Origin of the sequence: Pseudomonas extremaustralis (genome assembly GCF_900102035.1) — a bacterium.
GTDB classification, from domain to species: domain Bacteria; phylum Pseudomonadota; class Gammaproteobacteria; order Pseudomonadales; family Pseudomonadaceae; genus Aquipseudomonas; species Aquipseudomonas extremaustralis.
In genome coordinates this window covers 3,867,552-3,891,511 of sequence record NZ_LT629689.1, presented here as the reverse complement: position 1 = coordinate 3,891,511, position 23,960 = coordinate 3,867,552, and the positions used below count along the sequence as shown (strand labels likewise).

General features: G+C 59.8%; 30 protein-coding genes. 17 read left to right on the top strand and 13 right to left on the bottom strand.

Annotation, left to right across the window (positions count from 1 at the left end):
- Positions 1-2: 2 nt before the first annotated feature.
- From ptsN to BLR63_RS17945, 8 genes are all read right to left on the bottom strand, one after another.
- Complete coding sequence (gene ptsN / locus BLR63_RS17980) at positions 3-467, bottom strand: PTS IIA-like nitrogen regulatory protein PtsN (protein WP_010567690.1); 465 nt, start codon at positions 465-467, stop codon at positions 3-5.
- A gap of 10 nt (positions 468-477) precedes the next feature.
- Positions 478-783 carry a ribosome hibernation-promoting factor, HPF/YfiA family gene (gene hpf, locus BLR63_RS17975; RefSeq protein WP_003171804.1) on the bottom strand — a complete coding sequence of 102 codons (306 nt, stop codon included), beginning with the start codon at positions 781-783 and terminating at the stop codon, positions 478-480.
- A gap of 75 nt (positions 784-858) precedes the next feature.
- On the bottom strand, positions 859-2,352 hold the full coding sequence (locus BLR63_RS17970; RefSeq protein ID WP_010567691.1) for an RNA polymerase factor sigma-54: 1,494 nt from the start codon (positions 2,350-2,352) through the stop codon (positions 859-861).
- A 185-nt stretch (positions 2,353-2,537) separates the two neighbouring features.
- Positions 2,538-3,263 (bottom strand): LPS export ABC transporter ATP-binding protein, encoded by a 726-nt coding sequence (gene lptB, locus BLR63_RS17965; protein WP_010567692.1) that lies wholly within the window; start codon positions 3,261-3,263, stop codon positions 2,538-2,540.
- Positions 3,263-3,796 carry a lipopolysaccharide transport periplasmic protein LptA gene (gene lptA, locus BLR63_RS17960; protein WP_042947753.1) on the bottom strand — a complete coding sequence of 178 codons (534 nt, stop codon included), beginning with the start codon at positions 3,794-3,796 and terminating at the stop codon, positions 3,263-3,265. Before lptA ends, lptB begins: the two co-directional genes overlap by 1 nt.
- On the bottom strand, positions 3,783-4,355 hold the full coding sequence (gene lptC / locus BLR63_RS17955) for an LPS export ABC transporter periplasmic protein LptC (protein WP_010567694.1): 573 nt from the start codon (positions 4,353-4,355) through the stop codon (positions 3,783-3,785). The genes lptA and lptC overlap by 14 nt, the downstream gene beginning before the upstream one ends.
- 8 nt (positions 4,356-4,363) lie before the next feature.
- Positions 4,364-4,888 (bottom strand): KdsC family phosphatase, encoded by a 525-nt coding sequence (locus tag BLR63_RS17950; protein WP_010567695.1) that lies wholly within the window; start codon positions 4,886-4,888, stop codon positions 4,364-4,366.
- Positions 4,889-5,863 carry a KpsF/GutQ family sugar-phosphate isomerase gene (locus BLR63_RS17945; RefSeq protein WP_010567696.1) on the bottom strand — a complete coding sequence of 325 codons (975 nt, stop codon included), beginning with the start codon at positions 5,861-5,863 and terminating at the stop codon, positions 4,889-4,891. It abuts the gene before it with no gap.
- A gap of 311 nt (positions 5,864-6,174) precedes the next feature.
- Here BLR63_RS17945 and BLR63_RS17940 point away from each other — a divergent pair, with 311 nt between their 5' ends.
- From BLR63_RS17940 to hisC, 10 genes are all read left to right on the top strand, one after another.
- Positions 6,175-6,984 carry an ATP-binding cassette domain-containing protein gene (locus tag BLR63_RS17940; protein WP_010567697.1) on the top strand — a complete coding sequence of 270 codons (810 nt, stop codon included), beginning with the start codon at positions 6,175-6,177 and terminating at the stop codon, positions 6,982-6,984.
- The gene (mlaE, locus tag BLR63_RS17935) at positions 6,984-7,781 is read left to right on the top strand and encodes a lipid asymmetry maintenance ABC transporter permease subunit MlaE (RefSeq protein ID WP_010567698.1); all 798 of its coding nucleotides are present in this window, start codon (positions 6,984-6,986) and stop codon (positions 7,779-7,781) included. The genes BLR63_RS17940 and mlaE overlap by 1 nt, the downstream gene beginning before the upstream one ends.
- A complete protein-coding gene (gene mlaD, locus BLR63_RS17930; protein WP_010567699.1) occupies positions 7,781-8,248 on the top strand; it encodes an outer membrane lipid asymmetry maintenance protein MlaD in 468 nt (155 codons plus the stop codon). Before mlaE ends, mlaD begins: the two co-directional genes overlap by 1 nt.
- 11 nt (positions 8,249-8,259) lie before the next feature.
- The gene (locus tag BLR63_RS17925) at positions 8,260-8,910 is read left to right on the top strand and encodes an MlaC/ttg2D family ABC transporter substrate-binding protein (RefSeq protein WP_010567700.1); all 651 of its coding nucleotides are present in this window, start codon (positions 8,260-8,262) and stop codon (positions 8,908-8,910) included.
- Entirely contained in the window at positions 8,907-9,212 is a 306-nt protein-coding gene (locus tag BLR63_RS17920) for an STAS domain-containing protein (RefSeq protein WP_010567701.1), read from the top strand. The genes BLR63_RS17925 and BLR63_RS17920 overlap by 4 nt, the downstream gene beginning before the upstream one ends.
- Positions 9,213-9,326: 114 nt before the next feature.
- Positions 9,327-9,566: a BolA family protein gene (locus BLR63_RS17915; protein WP_010567702.1), complete on the top strand. Its 240-nt coding sequence runs from the start codon at positions 9,327-9,329 to the stop codon at positions 9,564-9,566.
- Positions 9,567-9,589: 23 nt separating this feature from the next.
- Positions 9,590-10,855: a UDP-N-acetylglucosamine 1-carboxyvinyltransferase gene (murA, locus tag BLR63_RS17910; protein WP_010567703.1), complete on the top strand. Its 1,266-nt coding sequence runs from the start codon at positions 9,590-9,592 to the stop codon at positions 10,853-10,855.
- 173 nt (positions 10,856-11,028) lie between these two features.
- Positions 11,029-11,664 carry an ATP phosphoribosyltransferase gene (gene hisG, locus BLR63_RS17905; protein ID WP_010567704.1) on the top strand — a complete coding sequence of 212 codons (636 nt, stop codon included), beginning with the start codon at positions 11,029-11,031 and terminating at the stop codon, positions 11,662-11,664.
- Positions 11,665-11,791: 127 nt separating this feature from the next.
- The gene (gene hisD, locus BLR63_RS17900) at positions 11,792-13,117 is read left to right on the top strand and encodes a histidinol dehydrogenase (protein WP_010567705.1); all 1,326 of its coding nucleotides are present in this window, start codon (positions 11,792-11,794) and stop codon (positions 13,115-13,117) included.
- Positions 13,118-13,120: 3 nt separating this feature from the next.
- On the top strand, positions 13,121-14,173 hold the full coding sequence (hisC, locus tag BLR63_RS17895; RefSeq protein ID WP_010567706.1) for a histidinol-phosphate transaminase: 1,053 nt from the start codon (positions 13,121-13,123) through the stop codon (positions 14,171-14,173).
- Positions 14,174-14,235: 62 nt separating this feature from the next.
- Here hisC and BLR63_RS17890 read toward each other — a convergent pair whose 3' ends face one another.
- Both BLR63_RS17890 and upp read right to left on the bottom strand, forming a co-directional pair.
- Entirely contained in the window at positions 14,236-15,510 is a 1,275-nt protein-coding gene (locus tag BLR63_RS17890; protein ID WP_010567707.1) for a uracil-xanthine permease family protein, read from the bottom strand.
- 2 nt (positions 15,511-15,512) lie between these two features.
- Entirely contained in the window at positions 15,513-16,151 is a 639-nt protein-coding gene (upp, locus tag BLR63_RS17885; RefSeq protein ID WP_010567708.1) for a uracil phosphoribosyltransferase, read from the bottom strand.
- Positions 16,152-16,250: 99 nt separating this feature from the next.
- On the opposite strand from upp, the gene BLR63_RS17880 reads away from it, so the two are divergent.
- From BLR63_RS17880 to BLR63_RS17860, 5 genes are all read left to right on the top strand, one after another.
- Entirely contained in the window at positions 16,251-17,624 is a 1,374-nt protein-coding gene (locus BLR63_RS17880) for an IS1182 family transposase (protein WP_003458619.1), read from the top strand.
- Between the two features lie 258 nt (positions 17,625-17,882).
- Positions 17,883-18,440 (top strand): hypoxanthine-guanine phosphoribosyltransferase, encoded by a 558-nt coding sequence (locus tag BLR63_RS17875; RefSeq protein WP_010567709.1) that lies wholly within the window; start codon positions 17,883-17,885, stop codon positions 18,438-18,440.
- A gap of 3 nt (positions 18,441-18,443) precedes the next feature.
- The gene (locus BLR63_RS17870) at positions 18,444-18,911 is read left to right on the top strand and encodes a WbuC family cupin fold metalloprotein (RefSeq protein ID WP_010567710.1); all 468 of its coding nucleotides are present in this window, start codon (positions 18,444-18,446) and stop codon (positions 18,909-18,911) included.
- Positions 18,912-18,946: 35 nt separating this feature from the next.
- Positions 18,947-19,432, top strand: a complete 486-nt coding sequence (locus tag BLR63_RS17865) for a hypothetical protein (protein WP_010567711.1) — start codon at positions 18,947-18,949, stop codon at positions 19,430-19,432.
- A gap of 107 nt (positions 19,433-19,539) precedes the next feature.
- Positions 19,540-19,827 (top strand): PA4642 family protein, encoded by a 288-nt coding sequence (locus BLR63_RS17860; protein WP_010567712.1) that lies wholly within the window; start codon positions 19,540-19,542, stop codon positions 19,825-19,827.
- A 173-nt stretch (positions 19,828-20,000) separates the two neighbouring features.
- Here the strand turns inward: BLR63_RS17860 and mqo are convergent, their stop codons facing one another.
- Together mqo and BLR63_RS17850 are read right to left on the bottom strand one after the other, a co-directional pair.
- On the bottom strand, positions 20,001-21,509 hold the full coding sequence (gene mqo / locus BLR63_RS17855; protein ID WP_010565724.1) for a malate dehydrogenase (quinone): 1,509 nt from the start codon (positions 21,507-21,509) through the stop codon (positions 20,001-20,003).
- Positions 21,510-22,236: 727 nt separating this feature from the next.
- Entirely contained in the window at positions 22,237-22,470 is a 234-nt protein-coding gene (locus tag BLR63_RS17850) for a hypothetical protein (RefSeq protein ID WP_010565723.1), read from the bottom strand.
- A gap of 195 nt (positions 22,471-22,665) precedes the next feature.
- Between BLR63_RS17850 and BLR63_RS17845 the strand changes: the two genes are divergently transcribed.
- Positions 22,666-23,250, top strand: a complete 585-nt coding sequence (locus BLR63_RS17845) for a YajG family lipoprotein (protein WP_010565722.1) — start codon at positions 22,666-22,668, stop codon at positions 23,248-23,250.
- Between the two features lie 57 nt (positions 23,251-23,307).
- Here BLR63_RS17845 and BLR63_RS17840 read toward each other — a convergent pair whose 3' ends face one another.
- A complete protein-coding gene (locus BLR63_RS17840; protein ID WP_010565721.1) occupies positions 23,308-23,517 on the bottom strand; it encodes a hypothetical protein in 210 nt (69 codons plus the stop codon).
- Between the two features lie 183 nt (positions 23,518-23,700).
- Between BLR63_RS17840 and BLR63_RS17835 the strand changes: the two genes are divergently transcribed.
- Positions 23,701-23,958: a hypothetical protein gene (locus tag BLR63_RS17835; protein ID WP_010565720.1), complete on the top strand. Its 258-nt coding sequence runs from the start codon at positions 23,701-23,703 to the stop codon at positions 23,956-23,958.
- Positions 23,959-23,960: the final 2 nt, after the last annotated feature.

Sequence of the window (23,960 nt, the reverse complement as noted above, 5' to 3'; positions counted from 1 at the left end):
GATTACCGCCCGTTCTGTTCATCCAGTACAACCTGGTACAGCGCCTCATTGCTGCTGGCGCTGCGCAGTTTGTCGCGTACGTCCTTGCGGTCAAGCATGCTGGCGATCTGCCGGAGCAGTTCCAGGTGCGCATCGGTGGCTGCCTGTGGGACCAGCAGTACAAACAGCAGGTCGACCGGGGCACCGTCGATGGCGTCGAAATCGATGGGAGCTTCCAGGTGCAGCAGGGCGCTGACAGGTGTCTCGCAGCCCTTCAGGCGGCAGTGGGGAATGGCGATGCCGTTACCAAAACCTGTGGAGCCGAGTTTTTCACGGGCAATAAGAGCCTCATATACATCTTGCATCTCCAGCTCAGGCACTTCGCGGCTGATCAGGTTGGCAATTTGTTCGAGGGCTTTTTTCTTGCTGCCGCCCGGCGCATTCACAAGTGAACGGCCGGGGGTCAGGATGGTTTCAAGTCGGATCATGGGGGGAGAGTTAACGACCTGTACCTTGCATCAGGTGCAGATTCTTTTCCTTATGCTTTATGAGTTGGCGGTCCAGCTTGTCGTAGAGCGAGTCGATCGCCGCATACATGTCCTCATGCTCAGCATTGGCGACGAGCTTGGCATTCGGTACGTGCAGGGTGGCCTCGATTTTCTGTTTGAGCTTATCGACCTCCATGATGACCTGCACGTTGGTGATCTTGTCAAAATGCCCCGCAAGCTTGTTCAGCTTGCTCTCGGTGTACTCACGCAGGGGCTTGGTGACTTCCAGCTGGTGTCCACTGATGTTGACTTGCATACAGCTTCTCCTTCGTTGCCAGTGCATAAAGCGGCAGGCAAGAACGCCTGCCACTGGAACGCTGTGGCCCGCCCGTCACATCAAACGCTTTCGCTCGCTGGAAGGCGCGATCCCTAGGGACTCGCGGTATTTGGCGACGGTTCGACGGGCGACCTGAATGCCTTGTGCCTCCAGTAAACCAGCGATCTTGCTGTCACTCAACGGCTTTTTCTGATTTTCCGCGGCAACCAGTTTTTTGATGATCGCGCGGATCGCCGTGGACGAGCATTCGCCGCCTTCGGAGGTGCTGACGTGGCTGGAGAAAAAGTATTTCAGCTCATATATACCCCGTGGGGTATGCATGAATTTTTGCGTGGTTACCCGGGAAATCGTCGATTCGTGCATGCCCACCGCTTCGGCGATGTCATGCAGAACCAGGGGTTTCATCGCTTCGTCGCCGTATTCCAGGAAGCCGCGCTGGTGCTCGACGATCTGGGTGGCCACTTTCATCAGGGTTTCGTTGCGGCTTTGCAGGCTCTTGATGAACCAGCGCGCTTCCTGCAACTGGTTGCGCATGAAGGTGTTATCGGCGCTGGTGTCGGCGCGGCGCACGAAGCCGGCATATTGGGGGTTGACCCGCAGGCGTGGCACCGACTCCTGGTTCAACTCCACCTGCCAGCGCTCATTATGCTTGCGCACGATCACGTCGGGCACGACGTATTCGGCTTCAGTGGACTCGATCTGCGAGCCTGGGCGTGGGTTGAGGCTTTGCACCAACTCGATGACCTGGCGCAGGTCGTCTTCCTTGAGCTTCATGCGGCGCATCAACTGGCTGTAGTCGCGGCTGCCCAGCAGGTCGATGTAGTCAGTGACCAGGCGCTGGGCCTCAACGAGCCAAGGAGTTTTGGCGGGCAACTGGCGCAATTGCAGCAACAGGCACTCGCTGAGGTTGCGCGCGCCGATGCCTGCGGGCTCGAACTGCTGGATGCGGTGCAGGACGGCTTCGATTTCGTCCAGCTCGATGTCCAGTTCCGGGTCGAAGGCTTCAAGAATTTCTTCGAGCGTTTCGTCCAGATAGCCCTGGTTATTGATGCAGTCGATCAGGGTTACGGCGATCAGGCGATCGGTGTCGGACATCGGCGCCAGGTTCAATTGCCAAAGCAAGTGGCTCTGAAGGCTCTCGCCGGCGGAGGTGCGGGTGGTGAAATCCCACTCGTCGTCATCGTTGCTGGGCAGGCTGCTGGCGCTGGTCTGGTAGACGTCTTCCCAGGCGGTGTCTACGGGAAGTTCGTTGGGAATGCGTTCGTTCCAGTCGCCTTCCTCAAGGTTGTCCACCGTCGGGGCGGTTTCCTGGTAGGAGGGTTCCTGTACGTCGGAGTTGGGTTTTTGCTCGATGTTGTCAGCCAGTGGGTCTGCATTATCGAAGTCGTCGCCTTCTTCCTGGCGTTCGAGCATCGGATTGGACTCCAGGGCCTCCTGGATTTCCTGTTGCAGGTCCAGGGTCGACAATTGGAGCAGGCGGATGGCCTGTTGCAGCTGCGGTGTCATCGTCAGCTGCTGGCCCATTCTCAGGACTAGCGATGGTTTCATGGCAGGGGCTTAACACCTTATTCGCCGGCGCAATGCGCCATCCACGACAGGGCGCGTGAGCGCCAAACATAAGCAAATTATATGCCTGATATCGGGGGCTTTGCCTAGAGCGCGGTAACAATAAAAATCCGGAGGTTTTCATTGACTCCCGCGCGCCTTGGCGAACGGCCGTGACACCACGGTAGTTACAGGCGGAACTCGTGACCCAGGTACACTTCCTTGACCAGTTCGTTGGCAAGGATGGTCGCGGAATCGCCTTCGGCAATCAGCTGTCCATCGTTGACGATATACGCGGTTTCGCAGATATCGAGGGTCTCACGGACATTGTGGTCGGTGATCAGCACGCCAATGCCCTTGGCCTTGAGGTGGTGGATGATCTGCTTGATGTCGCCTACCGAGATCGGGTCGACGCCTGCAAACGGTTCGTCCAGCAGGATGAACTTGGGGTTGGTGGCCAGGGCCCGGGCAATTTCCACGCGGCGACGCTCGCCACCGGACAGGCTCATGCCGAGGTTGTCGCGAATATGATTGATGTGGAATTCCTGGAGCAGGCTTTCCAGTTCCTTGCGACGCCCGTCACGGTCGAGTTCCTTGCGGGTCTCGAGGATCGCCATGATGTTGTCGGCTACCGACAGTTTGCGAAAAATCGATGCTTCCTGCGGAAGGTAGCCGATGCCAGCGCGGGCGCGACCGTGCATCGGCTGGTGGCTGACATCCAGGTCGTCGATCAGGACGCGCCCCTGATCCGCCTGGACCAGCCCGACGATCATATAGAAGCAAGTGGTCTTGCCGGCGCCGTTAGGGCCGAGCAGGCCGACGATCTGGCCGCTGTCGATCGACAGGCTGACGTCGCGCACGACCTGACGGCCTTTGTAGGCCTTGGCCAGATGCTGGGCTTTCAGGGTTGCCATTACTCGGCCTTCTTCTTCGGCTGGATAACCATGTCGATACGTGGGCGCGGCGCGGTGACCTTGTTGCCATTGGCACGACCGGCGTTAGCAATCTGTTTCACGGTGTCATAGGTGATCTTTTCACCTTCCGTGGAGTTGCCATCGGGGCTGAGCACCTTGGCCTGGTCGATCAGGACAATGCGGTTTTGCTGAGCGTGGTACTGGATGGTTTTACCGTAGCCTTTCATCGGGGCAGTGTCGGTGGCCGCCTGCTTCTGCTCGAAGTAAGCCAGGTTGCCGACCGAAGTGACCACGTCAATGTCACCGGATGAGGTGCGAGTCAGTGTCACCGTGTTGCCGGTAATCTTCATCGAGCCCTGGGTGATGATCACGGCGCCGGTATAAGTGGCAACGCCTTGCTTGTCATCCAGTTGCGCATCGTCGGCTGCGATATGGATCGGTTGCTGGCTATCGTTCGGCAGAGCCCAGGCGCTCACGCTTCCCAGTGCTGCGCCCAGACTGAGCAAAATAGGGAGAGTTTTAACGAGCCTCATACTGTCCTCTTACGTTCGATAGCAGGTGTATCCTGCTTTCTTTCAAATACGCTTTCATTCCCTTGCCAGTCGATACACCGCCAGCGCCGTCGATTCTAACGTCTTGCTCGGTCTGCGCATATTGCTTCTGCGGGAATACGGTCATGCGGCTGGTGGTAATCACCGTGTCGCGGTTCTTGGCATCGGTACGCGCAACGCGCACCGAGTCGATCAGTTCTACTTCGGTACCGTCCGGGTTGACCTCGCCGCGCTTGCTGGTGACGTGCCATGGAAACTCGGTGCCGCGATAGATATTCATGTCCGGGTTTGTCAGCAGGGTGACCTCGGTCGCCTTCACATGCTCGACCTTGTCCGAGGTCATCTCGTACTGCAACTTGCCGTCAGGCAGGAACTGCACACTTTTGGCGTTGGTGGCGTAGTAGTCGATTGCACTTTCGTCGACCTGCGCTGCAGGCTGGTCGAGAAAGCGCTCCGGGCTGATATTCCAGTAGCCCACCGCCAGGAATAACGCGGCGATGACTGCGAACAGCAGGAAGTTGCGAATCTTTTTGCTCAGCATAAAACGCTCTATAGGTAGGCGGCGTGGGCCGCTTCAAGGCTGCCCTGGGCACGCAGGATCAACTCGCAGAACTCGCGGGCTGCACCTTCGCCACCGCGCGCGGCGGTGATGCCATGGGCGTGCTGGCGAACGAACGCCGCGGCATTGGCAACGGCCATGCCCAGGCCCACGCGACGGATCACCGGCAGGTCGGGCAAGTCATCGCCCAAGTAGGCGACCTGCTCGTAGCTTAGGTTGAGTTGGCCAAGAAGCTCGTCCAGAACCGCCAGTTTATCCTCACGGCCTTGATACAGGTGAGGAATCCCCAGGTTTTGTGCGCGGCGTTCCACAACGGGAGTTTTTCTGCCGCTGATGATCGCCGTTTGCACGCCCGAAGCCATCAACATCTTGATGCCCTGGCCGTCGAGGGTATTGAACGTCTTGAATTCGCTGCCGTCTTCGAGAAAGTACAGGCGACCATCGGTCAGTACGCCGTCAACGTCGAAAATAGCCAGCTTGATGTGCTTGCCGCGTTGTAACAGGTCGCTGGTCATTTACATCACTCCCGCACGCAGCAAATCGTGCATGTTCAGGGCGCCAATCGGGCGGTCATCGCTATCGACCACCACCAGTGCGCCGATCTTGTGGTCTTCCATGATCTTCAAGGCTTCGGCCGCCAGCATTTCGGGGCGCGCTGTCTTGCCGTGGGGCGTCATCACTGTGTCGATGGTGGCGGTGTGGATATCGATGGTGCGGTCCAGGGTGCGACGCAAGTCACCATCGGTGAACACTCCGGCCAGGCGTCCGTCGGCTTCCAGGATGACGGTCATGCCCAGGCCTTTGCGTGTCATCTCCATCAGCGCTTCCTTAAGCAAGGTGCCGCGCTGGACGTGGGGTAATTCATCGCCCGAATGCATGACGTTTTCCACTTTGAGCAACAGGCGACGGCCGAGGGCGCCACCCGGGTGGGAAAACGCGAAGTCTTCAGCGGTAAAGCCACGGGCTTCCAGCAACGCCACGGCCAGGGCGTCACCCATGACCAGGGCAGCAGTGGTGGAGGAGGTGGGCGCGAGGTTCAGCGGGCAGGCTTCATGGGTCACGTGGACATTCAGGTTGATCTCGGCGGCCTTGGCCAGGGTCGACTCCGGATTGCCGGTGATGCTGATCATCTTGATGCCCAGGCGCTTGATCAGCGGCAGCAGGGTCACGATTTCATTGGTGGTGCCGGAGTTGGACAGCGCCAGGATGATGTCATCCTTGGTGATCATGCCCATGTCGCCATGGCTGGCCTCGGCCGGGTGCACGAAAAATGCCGTGGTCCCGGTGCTGGCCAAGGTGGCGGCGATTTTGTTGCCGATATGGCCCGACTTGCCCATGCCCACTACGACAACGCGGCCTTTGCTGGCCAGAATCATCTCGCAGGCGCGTACGAAATCCGCGTCGATATGGGGCAGCAAGCCCTCTACGGCTTCAAGCTCTAGGCGGATGGTGCGTTGTGCGGATTGAATAAGGTCGCTGGATTGGCTCATGTCTGAAATCGTATAGCCTGACGAAAAGTCGGCGATTATAGCGGTAATGATCAATTCCCTCACGCAAGTTCGTCAGGCTTTCGTCGTCAGGCGCCTGAGGTTCCCTCTTTGGTAACATGCCCCGCAACGTTTTTTCCCTGTCTAGGGTCTGAACAAGCGCTGTTCCGGTCTTGGGGGCGTTGTCCTAGCAGTGATATAGTTCGCCGCCAGTTCGGTCCGCCCAGCCTATGTGGCTATCTGTTGCGCTACCGTTGCAAACGTTTGTCGCATGCGTGGTGTCTGAGTGAAAGGCTGCATCCCAAGGAGTTTAGATGAGTGCCGATAACGCCTACGCGGTCGAGCTGAAGGGACTGACCTTCAAGCGCGGGACGCGCAGCATCTTCAATAACGTCGATATTCGCATTCCCCGCGGCAAGGTCACGGGCATCATGGGGCCTTCCGGTTGCGGCAAGACCACCCTGTTACGCCTGATGGGCATGCAACTTCGTCCCAATGCCGGCGAAGTGTGGGTCAACGGTCAGAACCTGCCGACGTTGTCGCGCAGCGAGCTGTTCGATGCGCGCAAGCACATGGGCGTGCTGTTCCAGAGCGGCGCGCTGTTCACTGATCTCGATGTCTTCGAGAACGTGGCGTTTCCGCTGCGGGTGCATACCCAACTGTCCGATGAAATGATTCGTGACATTGTGTTGCTGAAACTGCAGGCGGTGGGCCTTCGTGGTGCGCTTGACCTGATGCCCGATGAATTGTCCGGCGGCATGAAGCGTCGGGTCGCCCTGGCGCGGGCCATTGCCCTCGATCCACAGATTCTCATGTACGACGAACCCTTCGTCGGCCAGGACCCCATCGCCATGGGCGTACTGGTGCGCCTCATCCGCCTGCTCAACGACGCGTTGGGGATAACCAGCATTGTGGTGTCCCATGATCTTGCAGAAACCGCGAGCATTGCCGACTACCTGTATGTAGTAGGTGATGGTCAGGTGCTGGGCCAGGGCACGCCTGAAGAATTGATGAATGCAGACAACCCGCGCATTCGCCAATTCATGACCGGCGATCCTGACGGCCCTGTGCCTTTTCACTTTCCGGCAGCGGATTACCGCTTAGATCTTCTGGGGAAGCGCTGATGCGCAAGACATCTCTTATCGAGAAGGTTCGCCTTTTCGGTCGCTCCGGCATCGATATCATCGAGGTGCTGGGCCGTTCGACGATTTTCCTGTTCCACGCCCTGCTCGGTCGCGGCGGCATTGGTGGCAGTTTCGGCCTGCTGATCAAACAGTTGCATTCGGTGGGAGTGATGTCCCTGGTGATCATTGTGGTCTCCGGGGTATTCATCGGCATGGTGCTGGCGTTGCAGGGCTTCAATATCCTTTCCAGCTATGGTTCGGAGCAGGCGGTGGGGCAGATGGTTGCCCTGACGCTGTTGCGTGAGCTCGGGCCGGTGGTGACTGCGTTGTTGTTCGCCGGACGCGCAGGTTCCGCACTGACCGCCGAAATCGGCAACATGAAGTCCACCGAGCAGCTGTCCAGCCTGGAAATGATCGGTGTGGACCCGCTCAAGTACATCGTTGCCCCACGCCTGTGGGCCGGTTTCATTTCCCTGCCGCTGCTGGCGATGATTTTCAGCGTTGTGGGGATCTGGGGCGGTTCGTGGGTGGCGGTTGACTGGTTGGGTGTCTACGACGGCTCCTACTGGGCCAACATGCAAAACAGCGTAGCCTTCCGTGGCGACGTGCTCAACGGCATCATAAAAAGCATCGCCTTTGCCTTTGTAGTGACCTGGATCGCCGTATTCCAAGGCTACGACTGTGAGCCCACTTCAGAAGGGATCAGTCGCGCCACCACCAAGACCGTTGTGTACGCCTCGTTGGCGGTACTGGGCCTTGACTTCATTTTGACCGCCTTGATGTTTGGAGATTTCTGATGCAAAACCGCACTGTGGAAATCGGTGTCGGCCTTTTCTTGCTGGCTGGCATCCTGGCTTTACTGTTGCTGGCCCTGCGGGTCAGTGGCCTATCGGGCAGCCCCACTGCCGATACTTATAAACTTTACGCATACTTCGACAATATCGCCGGTTTGACTGTCAGAGCTAAGGTGACCATGGCCGGTGTCACCATCGGCAAGGTCACTGCAATCGATCTGGATCGCGACAGCTTCACCGGGCGAGTGACAATGCAACTGGACAAGAAGGTTAATAACCTGCCGACCGACTCCACTGCATCCATCCTGACCGCGGGTCTGCTGGGCGAAAAGTACATCGGTATCAGTGTGGGTGGGGAAACAGCCCTGCTCAAGGATGGCTCGACCATCCACGACACGCAGTCGTCACTGGTGCTTGAAGACCTGATCGGTAAATTCCTGCTCAATACGGTCAATAAAGACGCCAAATGAGGAATCTGTACATGATCTCTACCTTGCGACGTGGCCTTCTTGTGCTGCTTGCAGCACTGCCGTTGATGGCGAACGCGGCAGGTTCTGCGCACGATCTGGTAAAGGGAACGACCGACAAGATGTTGGCTGACCTGACTGCCAATAAAGAGCAGTACAAGCAAGACCCGAGTAAGTTTTACGACGCGCTGAACACTATCGTCGGCCCGGTGGTCGACGCCGAAGGTATTTCCCGCAGCATCATGACGGTCAAGTATTCGCGCAAGGCCACTCCTGACCAAATGAAACGGTTCCAGGATAACTTCAAGAAGGGCCTGTTCCAGTTCTATGGCAACGCCCTGCTCGAGTACAACAACCAGGGGATCACCGTCGACCCTGCCAAGGATGAGTCGGACGACCGCACCAGCGTTGGCATGACCGTCAAGGGCAACAACGGCGCGATCTACCCGGTGCAGTACACCCTGGAGAAGATCAACGGCGAGTGGAAACTGCGTAACGTCATCATCAACGGTATCAACATTGGCAAGCTGTTCCGCGATCAGTTCGCCGACGCGATGCAGCGCAATGGCAATGACCTGGACAAGACCATCAATGGTTGGGCTGGTGAGGTCGCCAAGGCCAAGGAAGAGACCGATAAAAAAGCTGCCGGGAAGCCAGCGCAATGAGTGAGTCGGCCGTTCGTCTTGGCGATGCCGGCGAGCTGTTCCTCAGCGGCGTGCTGGATTACCGCACCGGGCCTGACCTGCGCAAGCAGGGCCAGGCCCTGATCGAGTCCAGCACTGCGCCTGCGCTGGTGATCGATTGCTCGGCGGTCACCAAGTCCAGCAGTGTTGGCCTGTCGTTGTTGCTGTGCTTCATACGTGATGCCGAGGCCGCAAAAAAGCCAGTCAGCATCCGTGCGTTGCCCGATGACATGCGCGAAATTGCCGAGGTTTCCGGTCTGACGGAGCTGTTGGCGCATCCTTAATACACATTATCGAAAAGGCCCCCCGTCAGAGTCCTGCTATGCGGGGTTCGCAGGCGCGGGGCTTTTTTGTATGATGTGCGACCCGCGCGCACTGGGCGCCGATAGAGGTTGAGCATGCAGGCCCTAGAAGTTAAGAGCTTCCTTGAAGGAAAGCTGCCGAATACTGAGGTTGCGGTTGAAGGCGAAGGCTGCAATTTCCAGCTGAACGTGATTAGCGATGAACTGGCGGCATTGAGCCCGGTCAAGCGTCAACAGCAGATCTATGCCCATTTGAACCCGTGGATCACCGATGGCAGCATCCATGCGGTCACTATGAAATTTTTCAGCCGCGCGGCCTGGGCCGAGCGCACCTGAGCCCCCAAGGCGTCGAGATTCTTATGGATAAATTGATTATTACCGGTGGTGCCCGCCTTGATGGCGAGATCCGCATCTCCGGTGCGAAAAACTCCGCCTTGCCGATCCTGGCAGCGACCCTGCTGTGTGATGGCCCGGTGACGGTGGCCAACCTGCCGCACCTGCACGACATTACCACCATGATCGAGTTGTTCGGTCGCATGGGCATTGAGCCGGTGATCGACGAGAAACTGTCCGTCGAAATCGATCCACGCACCATCAAGACCCTGATCGCCCCGTATGAACTGGTGAAAACCATGCGTGCGTCGATCCTGGTCCTGGGCCCTATGGTTGCCCGTTTCGGCGAGGCTGAAGTGGCTCTGCCTGGCGGTTGCGCCATTGGCTCGCGTCCGGTGGACCTGCATATCCGTGGCCTCGAAGCCATGGGTGCGACCATCGACGTCGAAGGCGGCTATATCAAGGCCAAAGCACCGGAAGGTGGCCTGCGTGGCGCGAACTTCTTCTTTGATACCGTCAGCGTGACCGGTACCGAGAACATCATGATGGCCGCGGCCCTGGCCAACGGCCGCAGCGTGTTGCAAAACGCCGCGCGAGAGCCGGAAGTGGTCGACCTGGCCAACTTCCTGATCGCCATGGGCGCCAAGATCAGTGGCGCCGGCACCGACACCATCACCATCGAAGGTGTGAAGCGCTTGCATTCGGCCACCTACAAGGTGATGCCGGACCGCATCGAGACCGGGACCTACCTGGTTGCCGCCGCCGTCACCGGTGGCCGCGTCAAGGTCAAGGACACCGATCCGACGATCCTTGAGTCCGTACTGGAAAAACTCAAGGAAGCCGGCGCTGAAATCACCACCGGCGAAGACTGGATCGAGCTGAACATGCACGGCAAGCGGCCAAAAGCCGTCAACGTACGGACAGCCCCGTACCCGGCGTTCCCGACCGACATGCAAGCGCAGTTCATCTCCCTGAACGCAATTGCCGAAGGCACCGGTGCCGTGATCGAGACCATCTTCGAAAACCGCTTCATGCACGTGTACGAACTGCACCGCATGGGCGCGAAGATCCAGGTCGAAGGCAACACGGCCATCGTGACCGGCATCGACAAGCTCAAGGGCGCCCCGGTCATGGCCACCGATCTGCGGGCCTCGGCCAGCCTGGTAATCTCCGCGCTGTGCGCTGAAGGTGACACGCTGATCGACCGCATCTACCACATCGACCGTGGCTACGAGTGCATCGAAGAAAAACTGCAGATGCTCGGCGCTAAGATCCGCCGCGTACCGGGCTAGTCCCAGGGGCGGTAATTGTGGCGAGGGCGCTTGCTCCCGCTGGGGGGCAAGTGCCCTCGCCACGGTTTGCGGTTGATTGATTTGTTTCAAATCGAGGCTGTAATGGCCTCGATCTGTGTCTGGCGCCGTTTGCGACCGGACAGCAATAGCCTGATAAAGGACTGACGTTTCCCATGTTGACCATCGCACTGTCCAAGGGCCGCATCCTTGACGATACTTTGCCGCTTCTGGCTGAAGCGGGCATCGTGCCGACCGAGAATCCGGACAAGAGCCGCAAGCTGATCATCCCCACGACCCAGGACGACGTTCGCCTGTTGATCGTGCGGGCTACTGACGTGCCGACCTACGTTGAACATGGCGCGGCCGACCTGGGCGTCGCCGGTAAAGACGTGCTGATGGAGTACGGTGGCCAGGGCCTGTACGAGCCGCTGGACCTGCGCATTGCCCTGTGCAAGCTGATGACCGCCGGCCGGGTCGGTGACGTCGAGCCTAAAGGTCGCCTGCGGGTGGCCACCAAGTTCGTCAACGTCGCCAAGCGCTACTACGCCGAACAAGGCCGTCAAGTCGACATCATCAAGCTCTACGGTTCGATGGAGCTGGCGCCACTGATCGGCCTGGCCGACAAGATCATCGACGTGGTCGACACCGGCAACACCCTGCGTGCCAACGGTCTCGAACCCCAGGATTTCATCGCCGACATCAGCTCCCGGCTGATCGTCAACAAGGCATCGATGAAGATGCAGCACGCCCGTATCCAGGCGTTGATCGACACCCTGCGCAACGCAGTGGAGTCTCGACACCGCGGTTGACCAACCCGCGTAGCTGAAAAGCTGCGCCCGTCTATCCGCCTCATAGCCAGAATTCTCAGGTGCCCAAGCGGAAACGACTGCTAGTTTAGGGCGCCTGAGTTTTTGCCAATCCTATGAGGCCCTCGCTATGACCACGTCCACTGCAATTGCCCGACTCAACGCTGCCGACCCGGATTTCGCCCGCCATCTGGATCATTTGCTGAGCTGGGAAAGCGTGTCCGACGACTCGGTCAACCAGCGGGTACTCGACATCATCAAGGCCGTGCGCGAGCGTGGCGACGCTGCGCTGGTGGACTTCACCCGCCAGTTTGATGGCCTGGACGTCAAGTCCATGGCGGATCTGATCCTGCCGCGCGAGCGCCTGGAGCTTGCCCTGACGCGCATCACTGTCCCTCAGCGCGAAGCCCTGGAATTGGCGGCGGCGCGGGTGCGCAGCTACCACGAAAAACAGAAACAGGATTCCTGGAGCTACACCGAGGCCGATGGCACCGTGCTGGGCCAGAAGGTCACGCCGCTGGACCGTGCCGGTCTTTACGTGCCGGGCGGTAAGGCTTCGTACCCGTCGTCGGTGTTGATGAATGCGATTCCCGCCAAGGTGGCTGGCGTGACCGAAGTGGTCATGGTGGTACCGACTCCGCGCGGTGAAATCAACGAGCTGGTGCTGGCCGCCGCCTGTATCGCCGGTGTCGACCGCGTGTTCACCATCGGCGGTGCCCAGGCTGTCGCGGCGTTGGCCTATGGCACCGAAAGCGTGCCGATGGTCGACAAGGTGGTCGGCCCCGGCAACATCTACGTTGCTACTGCCAAGCGCCATGTATTTGGCCAGGTCGGTATCGACATGATCGCCGGCCCCTCGGAAATCCTCGTGGTGTGTGATGGCCAGACCGATCCGGACTGGATCGCCATGGACCTGTTCTCCCAGGCCGAGCACGACGAAGACGCCCAGGCGATCCTGGTCAGCCCGGATGCCGAGTTCCTCGACAAGGTCGCCGCCAGCATCAATAAATTGCTGCCGACCATGGACCGCGCCGAGATCATCGAGAAGTCGATCAACGGTCGCGGTGCGCTGATTCTGGTGCGTGACATGGAACAGGCTATCGAAGTGGCCAACCGCATTGCGCCGGAGCACTTGGAGCTGTCCGTGGCCGACCCCCAGGCCTGGCTTCCGTCGATTCGCCACGCCGGTGCGATCTTCATGGGCCGCCACACCAGCGAAGCCTTGGGCGACTACTGCGCCGGCCCCAACCATGTGTTGCCGACGTCCGGCACTGCGCGCTTCTCGTCGCCGCTGGGGGTGTATGACTTCCAGAAGCGTTCGTCGATCATCTTCTGCTCGCCACAAGGCGCTTCCGAACTGGGCAAGACCGCCTCGGTGCTGGCCCGTGGCGAATCCCTGAGCGCCCACGCCCGTAGCGCCGAATACCGCATCCTTGAAGACAAGAAGGGGAACTGAGACATGAGCAAATTCTGGAGCCCCTTCGTCAAGGACCTGGTGCCTTACGTGCCCGGCGAGCAGCCGAAGCTGACCAAGCTGGTCAAGCTCAACACCAATGAAAACCCCTACGGTCCGTCGCCCAAGGCGCTGGCCGCGATGCAGGCCGAGTTGAACGATAACCTGCGTCTGTACCCGGACCCCAACAGCGACCTGCTCAAGCAGGCCGTGGCCAAGTATTACGGCGTCGATGCGGGCAAAGTGTTTCTGGGCAACGGTTCCGATGAAGTCCTGGCGCACATCTTCCACGCTTTGTTCCAACACGATTTGCCGCTGCTGTTCCCGGATATCAGCTACAGCTTCTATCCGGTGTACTGCGGCCTTTATGGCATCGAGTCCGACCCGGTGCCGCTGGATGAACAGTTCCAGATCCGTGTGGCGGACTACGCCAGGCCGAACGGCGGGATCATCTTCCCCAATCCGAACGCGCCGACCGGCTGCGTATTGGCGCTGGAGGCGGTGGAGCAGATCCTCAAGGCCAGCCCGGATTCGGTCGTGGTGGTCGATGAGGCCTATATCGACTTCGGCGGCGAAACCGCGATCAGCCTGGTGGATCGCTACCCGAACCTGCTGGTGACCCAGACCCTGTCCAAATCGCGCTCGTTGGCCGGTTTGCGCGTGGGCCTGGCAGTTGGCCACCCGGACCTTATCGAAGCGCTTGAGCGGGTCAAGAACAGCTTCAACTCTTATCCGCTGGATCGTTTGGCGATTGTCGGCGCAGCAGCGGCGTTCGAGGATCGTGAATACTTCGAAAAGACCTGCCAGTGGGTGATCGACAGCCGCAACACGCTGGTCGCGCAGTTGGAAGGCAAGGGGTTTGAAGTGTTGCCGTCAGCAGCCAACTTCATCTTCGCCCGCCACCCTCGGCACGATGCGGCCGGCCTGGCCGCCAAGTTGCGTGAGCAAGGGGTAATCGTGCGGCACTTCAAGCAGGAGCGGATTGCCCAGTTCCTGCGGATCAGTATCGGCACGCCTGAGCAGAACCAGGCGTTGGTTGATGGCCTGGGCCAGCTTTAACCGACGCTGAAATCAAATGTGGGAGGAGGCGAGCCCCCTCCCACATTGGGTTGTGTTACGAATTACAGCAATGGCTCGTCCGATTTCTTGTTCTTCCAGCCATCATTGCCCGGTAGCAGCAGGTTCAAGCCAATCGCTACCACCGCACACAGGGCGATGCCCTTGAGGCCGAAGTCATCCGGGCCGGTGCCGGTACCCACCAGTACACCGCCAATGCCGAACACCAGGGTCACCGACACAATCACCAGATTGCGCGCTTCGCCCAGGTCGATCCGGTGGCGGATCAACGTGTTCATCCCCACCGCGGCAATCGAGCCGAACAGCAAGCACAGAATCCCGCCCATCACCGGTACCGGGATGCTTTGCAACAGCGCGCCGAACTTGCCGATAAACGCCAGGCTGATGGCAAACACCGCTGCCCAGGTCATGATTTTCGGGTTGTAGTTCTTGGTCAGCATCACCGCGCCCGTCACTTCGGCGTAGGTGGTGTTCGGCGGGCCGCCAAACAGGCCGGCGGCCGTGGTGGCAATGCCGTCACCGAGCAAGGTGCGGTGCAGGCCAGGCTTCTTCAGGTAATCGCGACCGGTCACGCTGCCCACCGCAATCACACCGCCGATATGTTCGATCGCCGGGGCCAGGGCCACCGGGACGATAAACAGGATCGCCTGCCAGTTGAACTCCGGCGCGGTGAAGTGGGGCAGGGCGAACCACGGCGCTGCGGCGATCTTTGCCGTGTCGACCACGCCAAAGTAGAACGACATGGCAAAGCCCACCAGCACGCCGGAGATGATCGGCACCAGGCGGAAAATGCCTTTGCCGAACACCGCCACGATCAGGGTGGTCAGCAGGGCTGGCATCGAGATCATCATCGCGGTCTGGTAATGGATCAGCTCGGCGCCGTCACCGGATTTGCCCATCGCCATATTCGCGGCGATCGGCGCCATGGCCAGGCCGATGGAGATGATCACCGGCCCGATGACGATCGGCGGTAGCAAGCGGTCGATAAAACCGGTGCCCTTGATCTTCACTGCCAGGCCGAGGAACGTATAAACGAAGCCGGCTGCCATCACCCCGCCCATTGTCGCCGCGAGGCCGAACTGGCCCTTGGCGAGAATGATCGGGGTGATGAAGGCAAAACTCGATGCCAGGAATACCGGCACCTGCCGCCCTGTCACCACCTGGAACAACAGCGTGCCCAGGCCTGCGGTGAACAGTGCGACGTTTGGATCAAGACCTGTGATCAGCGGCATCAACACCAGCGCGCCAAATGCTACGAAGAGCATTTGTGCGCCAGACAGGATCTGGCGCCAAAGCGGGTCGTTGAATTCATCCTGCATGCTCACGCGTCCTTCTGCTTGGTGCCGAAGATCTTGTCACCGGCATCGCCCAGGCCTGGGATGATGTAGCCGTTTTCATTCAGGCGTTCGTCGATGGAGGCGGTGTAGATCTGCACATCCGGGTGAGCTTTCTCGACGGCGGCGATGCCTTCGGGCGCGGCCACCAGCACCATGGCGCGGATGTCCTTGCAACCGGCTTTTTTCAGCAGGTCGATGGTGGCCACCATGGAGCTGCCGGTGGCGAGCATCGGGTCGATGATCATCGCCAGCCGCTCGTTGATTTCCGGTACGAGTTTTTCCAGGTAGGTGTGGGCCTGCAAGGTCTCTTCATTGCGGGCCACGCCCACGGCACTCACCTTGGCGCCCGGGATCAGGCTGAGGACGCCTTCGAGCATGCCGATACCGGCGCGCAGGATCGGCACCACGGTGATTTTCTTGCCAGCGATTTTCTCGACCTGGACGGGACCGGCCCAACCTGGGATTTCATAGGTTTCCAGGGGCAAGTCTTTGGTGGCTTCGTAAGTGAGCAGCGCTCCGACTTCCTGAGCAAGCTCGCGGAAGTTCTTCGTGCTAATGTCGGCGCGGCGCATAAGGCCGAGTTTGTGTCGGATCAGCGGGTGGCGGATCTCGCGAGTGGGCATGGGAAAGGCTCCGGCGGCGGGCAAAAAAACCGGCCTAGCAGCCTGTCGGACTTTTCCCCTCGCCGGTAGAATTGCGCATCGCTCCTGGAACCTGACTGTATGAGCCGCTTTCGACCGATAAACCGCGAAATCGACTACTTGCTCCCGCCGTCGGTGCAGGACTGGCTGCCCGAGTCACATTTGGCGCGCTACGTGGTGGAGGTCGTAGAGGGCCTGGATCTGTCGAAGCTGGAGAGCGTCTATGCGGGCCGTGGCAGCGCTGCCTACCATCCGGCTATGTTGCTGTCGTTGCTGATCTACGGCTATGCCACGGGTGCGTATTCAAGCCGCAAGATCGAGCGAGCCAGCTATGACTCCCTGGCGTTCCGGTTTATCGCCTGCGACCAGCACCCGGATCACGACACCCTGGCCAGCTTCCGCCGTCGCCACGGAGAGCAGTTCGCCGCGACCTTTGTGCAGGTACTGCAAATCGCGCGCGAGAACCAAGTCTCGCGTTTTGGCACGGTCAGTCTGGACGGCACCAAGATCCACGCCAATGCCTCGCGGCACAGCGCCCTGTCCTATGCTCACGCCGAGAAGATCGAGGCCCAGCTAAAGGCCGAGGTCCAGGAGATGCTCAAGCTGGCAGAAGCGGCCGATCAGAGCGACCTCCCCGACGGGGTCAGTCTGCCCGACGAGATCAAGCGGCGCGAAGACCGCCTGGCCGCCATAGCAGAAGCCAAGACCAAGATCGAAGCGCGGGCCAAGGAACGCCTCGAGCGCGAGCAGGCCGAGTATCAAGCCAAGCTGGACAAGCGCGAGGCCAAGGAAAAGGCCAACGGCAAGAAGCCTGGAGGCAAACCGCCGAAGCCGCCGCAGGTGGGCCCGCGCCCGGACGACCAGATCAACCTGACCGACGAAGAGTCGCGCATCATGAAGGTGGCTGGTGGCGGCTTCGAGCAGTGCTACAACGCCCAAGCGCTGGTCGATAGCGAATCCATGTTGGTCATGGCGCCGCATGTGACCCAGGCGGGCAACGACAAGGAACAGGTCGTACCGATGCTGGCCAAGCTTCAAGCGCTTCCCGAGGAGCTGAACCAGCCGGAGAAATTCCTGGCCGATAGCGGCTACTTCAGCGAGAAGAATGTCGAAGCCTGCGAGGCCGCCAGGATCGAGCCCCTGATTGCCGTGGGCCGCGACGCCCACCATCGGCACTGGCGCGAGCGTTTCGAAGAGCCGGCAGCGTCATCGGAGCCGACCAGTCCGGTCGACAAAATGAAGCACCGACTCAAGACCAAGGCCGGGCGCGCGGCCTATGGGCAGCGCAAGCAGACGGTGGAACCGGTATTCGGAATCATCAAGTCGGTGATGGGCTTCCGTCAGTTCCTGCTGCGCGGTCTGGCGAATGTCCAGAACGAATGGACCCTGGTGTGCCTGGCGTGGAACTTGAAACGCATGGCCACGTTGCGCCCGCATTCCGTTCAAAATGCGTGAACAGAGGCTGAATCCGCTCGAATTCAGGAAATTCAGGGCAACAACCGGTTAAAAACGCTCAAATAGTGGGCAATTCGCTTTGTCTTTGTCGCGCTCTGTCCATTTATGAATTCAAGTCCGACAGGCTGCTAGATTAATCTATCCGAGGGTGTTGTCCTATAGACATCTAGCACGTTAGTCCATTAAGGCTTGAACGTTGCGCCTCACATGCGTACCTTTGCCCGCTTTTCTTGCCACAGCACCCCCTTGGAGAGCGCCATGTCCGCTGATCTCGAGCATATCCGTCAAATCATGCGCGAGGCTGACTGCCTGTATACCGAAGCGCAAGTCGAAGAGGCGATCGCCAAGGTGGGGGCGCAGATCACCCGCGAAATGGCCGACACCAACCCGGTGGTGTTCTGCGTGATGAACGGTGGCCTTATCTTCGCCGGCAAATTGCTCACCCATCTGCACTTCCCGCTGGAAGCGTCCTACCTGCACGCTACCCGCTATCGTAACGAAACCAGCGGCGGCGACCTGTTCTGGAAAGCCAAGCCGGAAGTCTCGTTCATCGACCGCGACGTGCTGATCATCGATGACATCCTCGACGAAGGTCACACCCTGGGCGCGATCATCGACTTCTGCAAACACGCCGGCGCGCGCAAAGTGCACACCGCTGTGCTGATCGACAAGGACCACGACCGCAAGGCGCGCCCGGAAATGAAAGCCGATTTCGTCGGCCTGCCGTGCATCGACCGTTATATCTTCGGCTACGGCATGGACTACAAAGGCTATTGGCGCAACGCCAATGGGATTTACGCCGTCAAAGGGATGTAAGCCATGACCCGCTTTCTTGATCAGACCCTGTTTGCCGAATTGGCCCAGAAGGCGGGTGCCAGCCCTCGCGGTCGTCACCACCACAACTTCCACCAGATGGAAGAACCTTGCCATCGTTTGGCCGTGGGGTTGCAACCCAGCACCTACGTGCCGCCCCATCGGCATCTGAGCGCGGACAAGGCGGAAACCCTGTTGGTGCTCCAGGGGCGCCTGGGTGTGCTGGTGTTCAGCGACAGCGGTGAAGTGATCGCCAAGCGCGTGATGCAGGCGGGCGGCGAGTGTTCGGGCGTCGATCTGCCGCCGGGGGTATTCCACGGCCTGGTGGTGCTGGCGCCTGATACGGTGATGTTCGAGTGCAAGGCCGGGCCCTATCGGCCGGTCGGCGATGGCGAATTGGCGGACTGGGCGCCCCGCGAAGGCGATGCGGGTGTGGTCGAGTATCAACGCTGGATGCTTGCCCAGTTCGATTGAGCTACAGTGCTGGGCTATCTCGCACGGAGCGGCCCATGAGCCTGTTGATACGTACCTGCGCCGCCTTGGCGCTGACCCTCAGTTTGCCGCTGGCTGCGGCGCCCGCGCCGATGCACGGCCAATTCCTGCCGCCGGATGACCTCACCCTGCGCGCTGAAAAGCCTGACCAGCAGCAGTTGCTGCAAGTCACCGAGTTCGCGGTGGTGGTGGGCAATCAGCGCCAATCCAGCCAGCAACCGATCCCGGTCACCTCGCCGCTGATGATCCGCCTCAAGGGCAAGCCCCTGAACAAAGGTGCGACCATCGCCCAAGTGGTGCTCAACTTCGATGCCGAAAGCAAAAGCCTGAAAAAGCCGGCCTTCGATGATGCGACCAGGACACTGACCCTGTCTTATCCCGTGGCCCAATACCGCGTGATTGTCGACCTGCTACGCAATGACACGGTGTATGTGCAATTCCTCAGTTATGCCAACGGGCATATCTGGGCGGATCTGCACACCGGCGCTGTGCGCGCCAAGTAGGGAGAACGCTGAGACCCCCTCCCACAGTGGTTCTCAGCGCTTCCGCAGTGCGCCCCTCGCAGGTAGACTTCAAGCCCCGTGTAAATGTCTGCAGGCTGGAGTCGGTAATGCGTAAAGATAAGAAACAGGTGATTGGTGACGAGATTGGCGACGACCAGATCAAGTTATTCCTGGCCTTTGAACCGGTCGACAAGACTTCACCGTCCCTGCACAAACTGATCAAGGCCTACCGTGGCTTGCGTATCGACGACTTCGAGCGGTTCCTGGTTTTTTTCAAGGAAGCCGGCCTGGACCTCGACGGCAAGGATGAACAGGGTCAGACCTTTGTCGACCTGATCAAAGACCAGCGCAACGCCGCCGAGTACATCGAATTGATCGAAAACGCCCGCGGCTGATTACCCGGGACATACAAAAACGCCCCGCTCTCATTACGAGAGCGGGGCGTTTTTATGTCTTCATGTAGAAGCCAGCTTGCTCGCGAAGAACCTGAGAACGCCACGTCAAACCAGACACGCCGCGTTATCGTTAACCATTCTCGCGAGCAAGCTCGCTCCTACAGGCGCAGGCCTCAAGCGAAGCTTTCGGCCTCGCTGCTTTGCTCAACCAATTCCAGGCTGATGTTGTTTTGCGCGTTGATCTTGTGGTACAGCTCGGCGTCGGTCTCCAGGACCTTCTCACGGGCCGGGAAGATCTCATGCAGCTTGGCTGCCCACTCACCGGCCGCCTTGGTCGGGAAGCAGCGCTCGATCAGTTCCAGCATGATCGACACGGTCACCGATGCGCCTGGGGAAGCGCCCAGTAGTGCGGCCAGCGAACCATCTTTGGCCGCGACCAGCTCGGTGCCGAACTGCAGCACGCCGCCTTTCTTCGGATCTTTCTTGATGATCTGCACCCGTTGGCCGGCCACTTCCAGGCGCCAGTCTTCGGCTTTGGCTTGCGGGTAGAAGCGGCGCAGGGATTCCAGGCGCTGTTCCATGGACTGCATCACTTCGCTGACCAGGTACTTGGTCAGGTCCATGTTGTCGCGGGCCACGGCCAGCATCGGACCGATGTTGCCGGCACGTACCGACAGCGGCAGGTCGAGGAACGAGCCGTGCTTGAGGAACTTGGTGGTGAAGCCGGCGTAAGGTCCGAACAGCAGGGACTTCTTGCCATCGACCACGCGGGTGTCCAGGTGCGGCACGGACATTGGCGGCGAACCCACGGCGGCCTGGCTGTAGACCTTGGCCTGGTGGTGCTTGACCACTTCCGGGTTGTCGCAACGCAGCCACTGGCCGCTGACCGGGAAGCCGCCGAAGCCTTTGCTTTCTTCGATGCCCGAGGCCTGCAACAGCGGCAGGGCCGCGCCGCCGGCGCCGAGGAACACGAACTTGGCGTCCACTTCGCGGCTGTTGCCGCTGTTGACGTCCTTGATGCTCACGGTCCAGCCGGTACCGTTACGCTTGAGGCCGGTGACGCGCTTGCTGTACTTGACGTGGGCGTCCGCCGAGCTGGTCAGATGGCTGAGCAGCTGGTTGGTCAGGGCGCCGAAGTTGACGTCGGTGCCGTTCTGTACGCGGGTGGCGGCGATTTTTTCGTCGAGCGGGCGGCCCGGCATCATCAGCGGCATCCACTCGGCCATCTGGTTGCGGTCTTCGGTGTAGCGCATGTCCGAGAACGCATGGTGCTTGCTGAGGGTTTCAAAGCGCTTGCGCAGGTAGGCCACGCCTTTTTCGCCCTGCACGAAACTCAGGTGCGGCACCGGGCTGATAAAGGATTTGGACGAGCCAAACGTGCCTTTTTTGGTCAGGTACGCCCAGAACTGTTTCGACACCTCGAACTGGGTATTGATGTGCACGGCTTTCTTGATGTCGATGGAACCATCGGCGGCCTGCGGTGTGTAGTTCAGCTCACACAGCCCGGCGTGGCCGGTACCGGCGTTGTTCCACGGGTTAGAACTTTCCGCGGCACCCGAATCCATCAGCTCAACGACTTCCAGCTTGAGACCGGGGTCGAGCTCTTTGAGCAGCACGGCCAGGGTGGCACTCATGATGCCGGCCCCTACCAGTACTACGTCGACTGCTTCGTTATGCGCCATTTAACGCGTCTCCAAAATCTGCAGCACCAAATTGACGGCATGGCTGCCAGGAGTGACGGGGCGGTTCACGTGTTGCCCCAGGTTACCCATGGCCAGGATCGCCATGTCCGATTCGCAATTCTTTGCAACTTCAGCACACGCTTCCTGCCGGGCTAATCTGCCTATGAACGCATTCATGGGCGCCTGTGGCAATTCGACTTATGGTCAAAGCGTGCGATGCGTGCAACCAATCCGTAGCGGACAGGCTCAAGCTCCGGTTTTTAAGGCGTGCTCGTTCCTGTGTGATTGGGCTGTTTCAGACGCTGATCGTGCTTGTACAAACGCCAAACTATTCATTTGCTCGCCACACTCTTGTGAAGTTGTGAAAACCCGTTTTTTCACGCTCTTTTGAAGACGTGAACCTCAAAAAAGGGCTGCCCCAGCCTGGCACCTGGCCCGGACAACCTTGCCGACAGGCGGCAATACGGGCAAACAACTCAAGTGGCCGAGCGCAATGGCAGCTCTGGCAGATTCGGTCAAGACGGGGTGTTTGCAACGTAAACGGCAAGCGCACCCGCTTCACTCGATCTGTGTGGGCGGCTCTCTGTGGGCGATCTGGGGGGGTTGATGCCGAGGCATTAACGATGTTGCGAGGCCCGATCAGGAGACGTCCTTATAATCGGGGGGAGATTGTAGCGAAGAACGTCAGGGAAATGGGCGGGTTTTGTGACTTTTATTAGGTGTTCGGTCAGGCGGTCAATGGTTGGTGACGGGGCGAGCGTGCCGGGCGTGGGCTGACACGGGCATGGGCCGGCAGGGGACGATGCATCCAGCTCAGGCGAATTTCTTCGATTTCCACCCAGCCCTCACCGACGGGAGGCTGGCCGCATTCTTTGAACGCCTGGCAGCGGCCTTGCGCATCCAGCAGGGCGAACTGGCGAACGGCGGGTTTGCTGGCAAACAGGGACCAGAGAAAATGCATGGCGATAGACCTCCTTCAGATTGAGGCCAAGCATGCCTATCCCGGATGACGAGACCATGTAACGGCTGTGACATATCGGTGACATCGAACCGCTACCGCGGGCGCGGGTCATAGGTTTTAACTGGCGCTGGTTCCCCGCCGCGGCGCCCCGCTATACTGCCGGGCTGTCGGTACCCGATTTCTGGAGAGAAGAGCATGTTGCAACGCCTGTTGTTCGGTTTGATCACTGTGACCAGCTTGACCCTGGTTGGCTGCGCCAACAGCCCGCAACAACTGAGCCCCGAGCCGAAACTCACGACGCAGTTGGCCCCGGTAGGCCATGGTCAGCCAGTGTCGGTGCGTGTGGTGGACGGTCGTCCATCGCCAACCTTGGGTTCCCGTGGCGGGCTGTACCCGGAAACCGCCCTTGTGTCGGTGAACGGTCAGGACGTGCTGCCCAAGCTGCAGGCCCAGGCAGAAGCCGCCGTGCGTCTGTTGGGTTTCACCCCGGCCAACTCGCCAGGTGCGCCTCAGTTGACCATTACCCTGGCCGAGTTGAAGTACCAGTCGCCCAAAGAAGGCCTGTATGTGACCGAGGCTTCCATCGGTGCGACGTTCAAGTCTGACGTCACCGCCGGCACCCGTCGCTACAGCGGCCGCTACGGCGCATCGCTCAATCAGCGCTTCGGCATGGCGCCGAACCAGGAAACCAACACCAAGCTGGTCAGCGACGTGCTGAGTGATGCGTTGACCCGCCTGTTCAAAGACCCAAGCATCGGTCAATTGCTCAGTTCGCAATAACCGCTGGCTGAAAAAACCGGGCTCACCCATGGGCCCGGTTTTTTTTCGTCCTCAGTTTCATGCCGCAGTGTCAATACAGAAGTCCAGCAGGCTCACCCCGGTCAACAGATCGGCCTCCGGCAAGTCCGCATGCTGGTGTCCGCCCAGGGCGCAATACACCAGCCAGTGGCGATCCTGGACGTTGAACGCCAGGCAGCCGACCAGCGCCTCTTGTTCCTCGCTGGGGGCAATCAGATACAGCCGATCCTGGTTGTGCGCGTGCAGCATGACAAGCTCCCGAACGTTCGAAGGGCCACAGAGTGGACTGTTAAGGTGACGTTCAGGTGACGCCGTAAATTACTGGATACATTAGCCATCAATGCGGGAGGGAGCGTTTCAGGCGCCGGAGGCCACTATCGTTCAGGTTTGTATCTGAATCGATACCAAGACACTGTTTTACTGAGGTTTACCATGGCGCTGCGCTCACTACTGTTCAACGTTGTCGCTCTAGCGGTGGCCTGCCCTGGCGCGGCACTGCTGCTCATCACCCGTCTGCGCGAACAGCGCGCGATGGCCGACCTGACCGCGCAAAGCGAAGACCGCGCGATCGACCAACCGATGTTGTTTCTGGATGTGCGCACCGAACGGGCGCACCGTGTGGCTTACCGCATCGGGTTCGCCTGCCTTGTGCTGGCGCTGGCCGCTTCCTGGCTCAGCACCCGCCTGTAAGT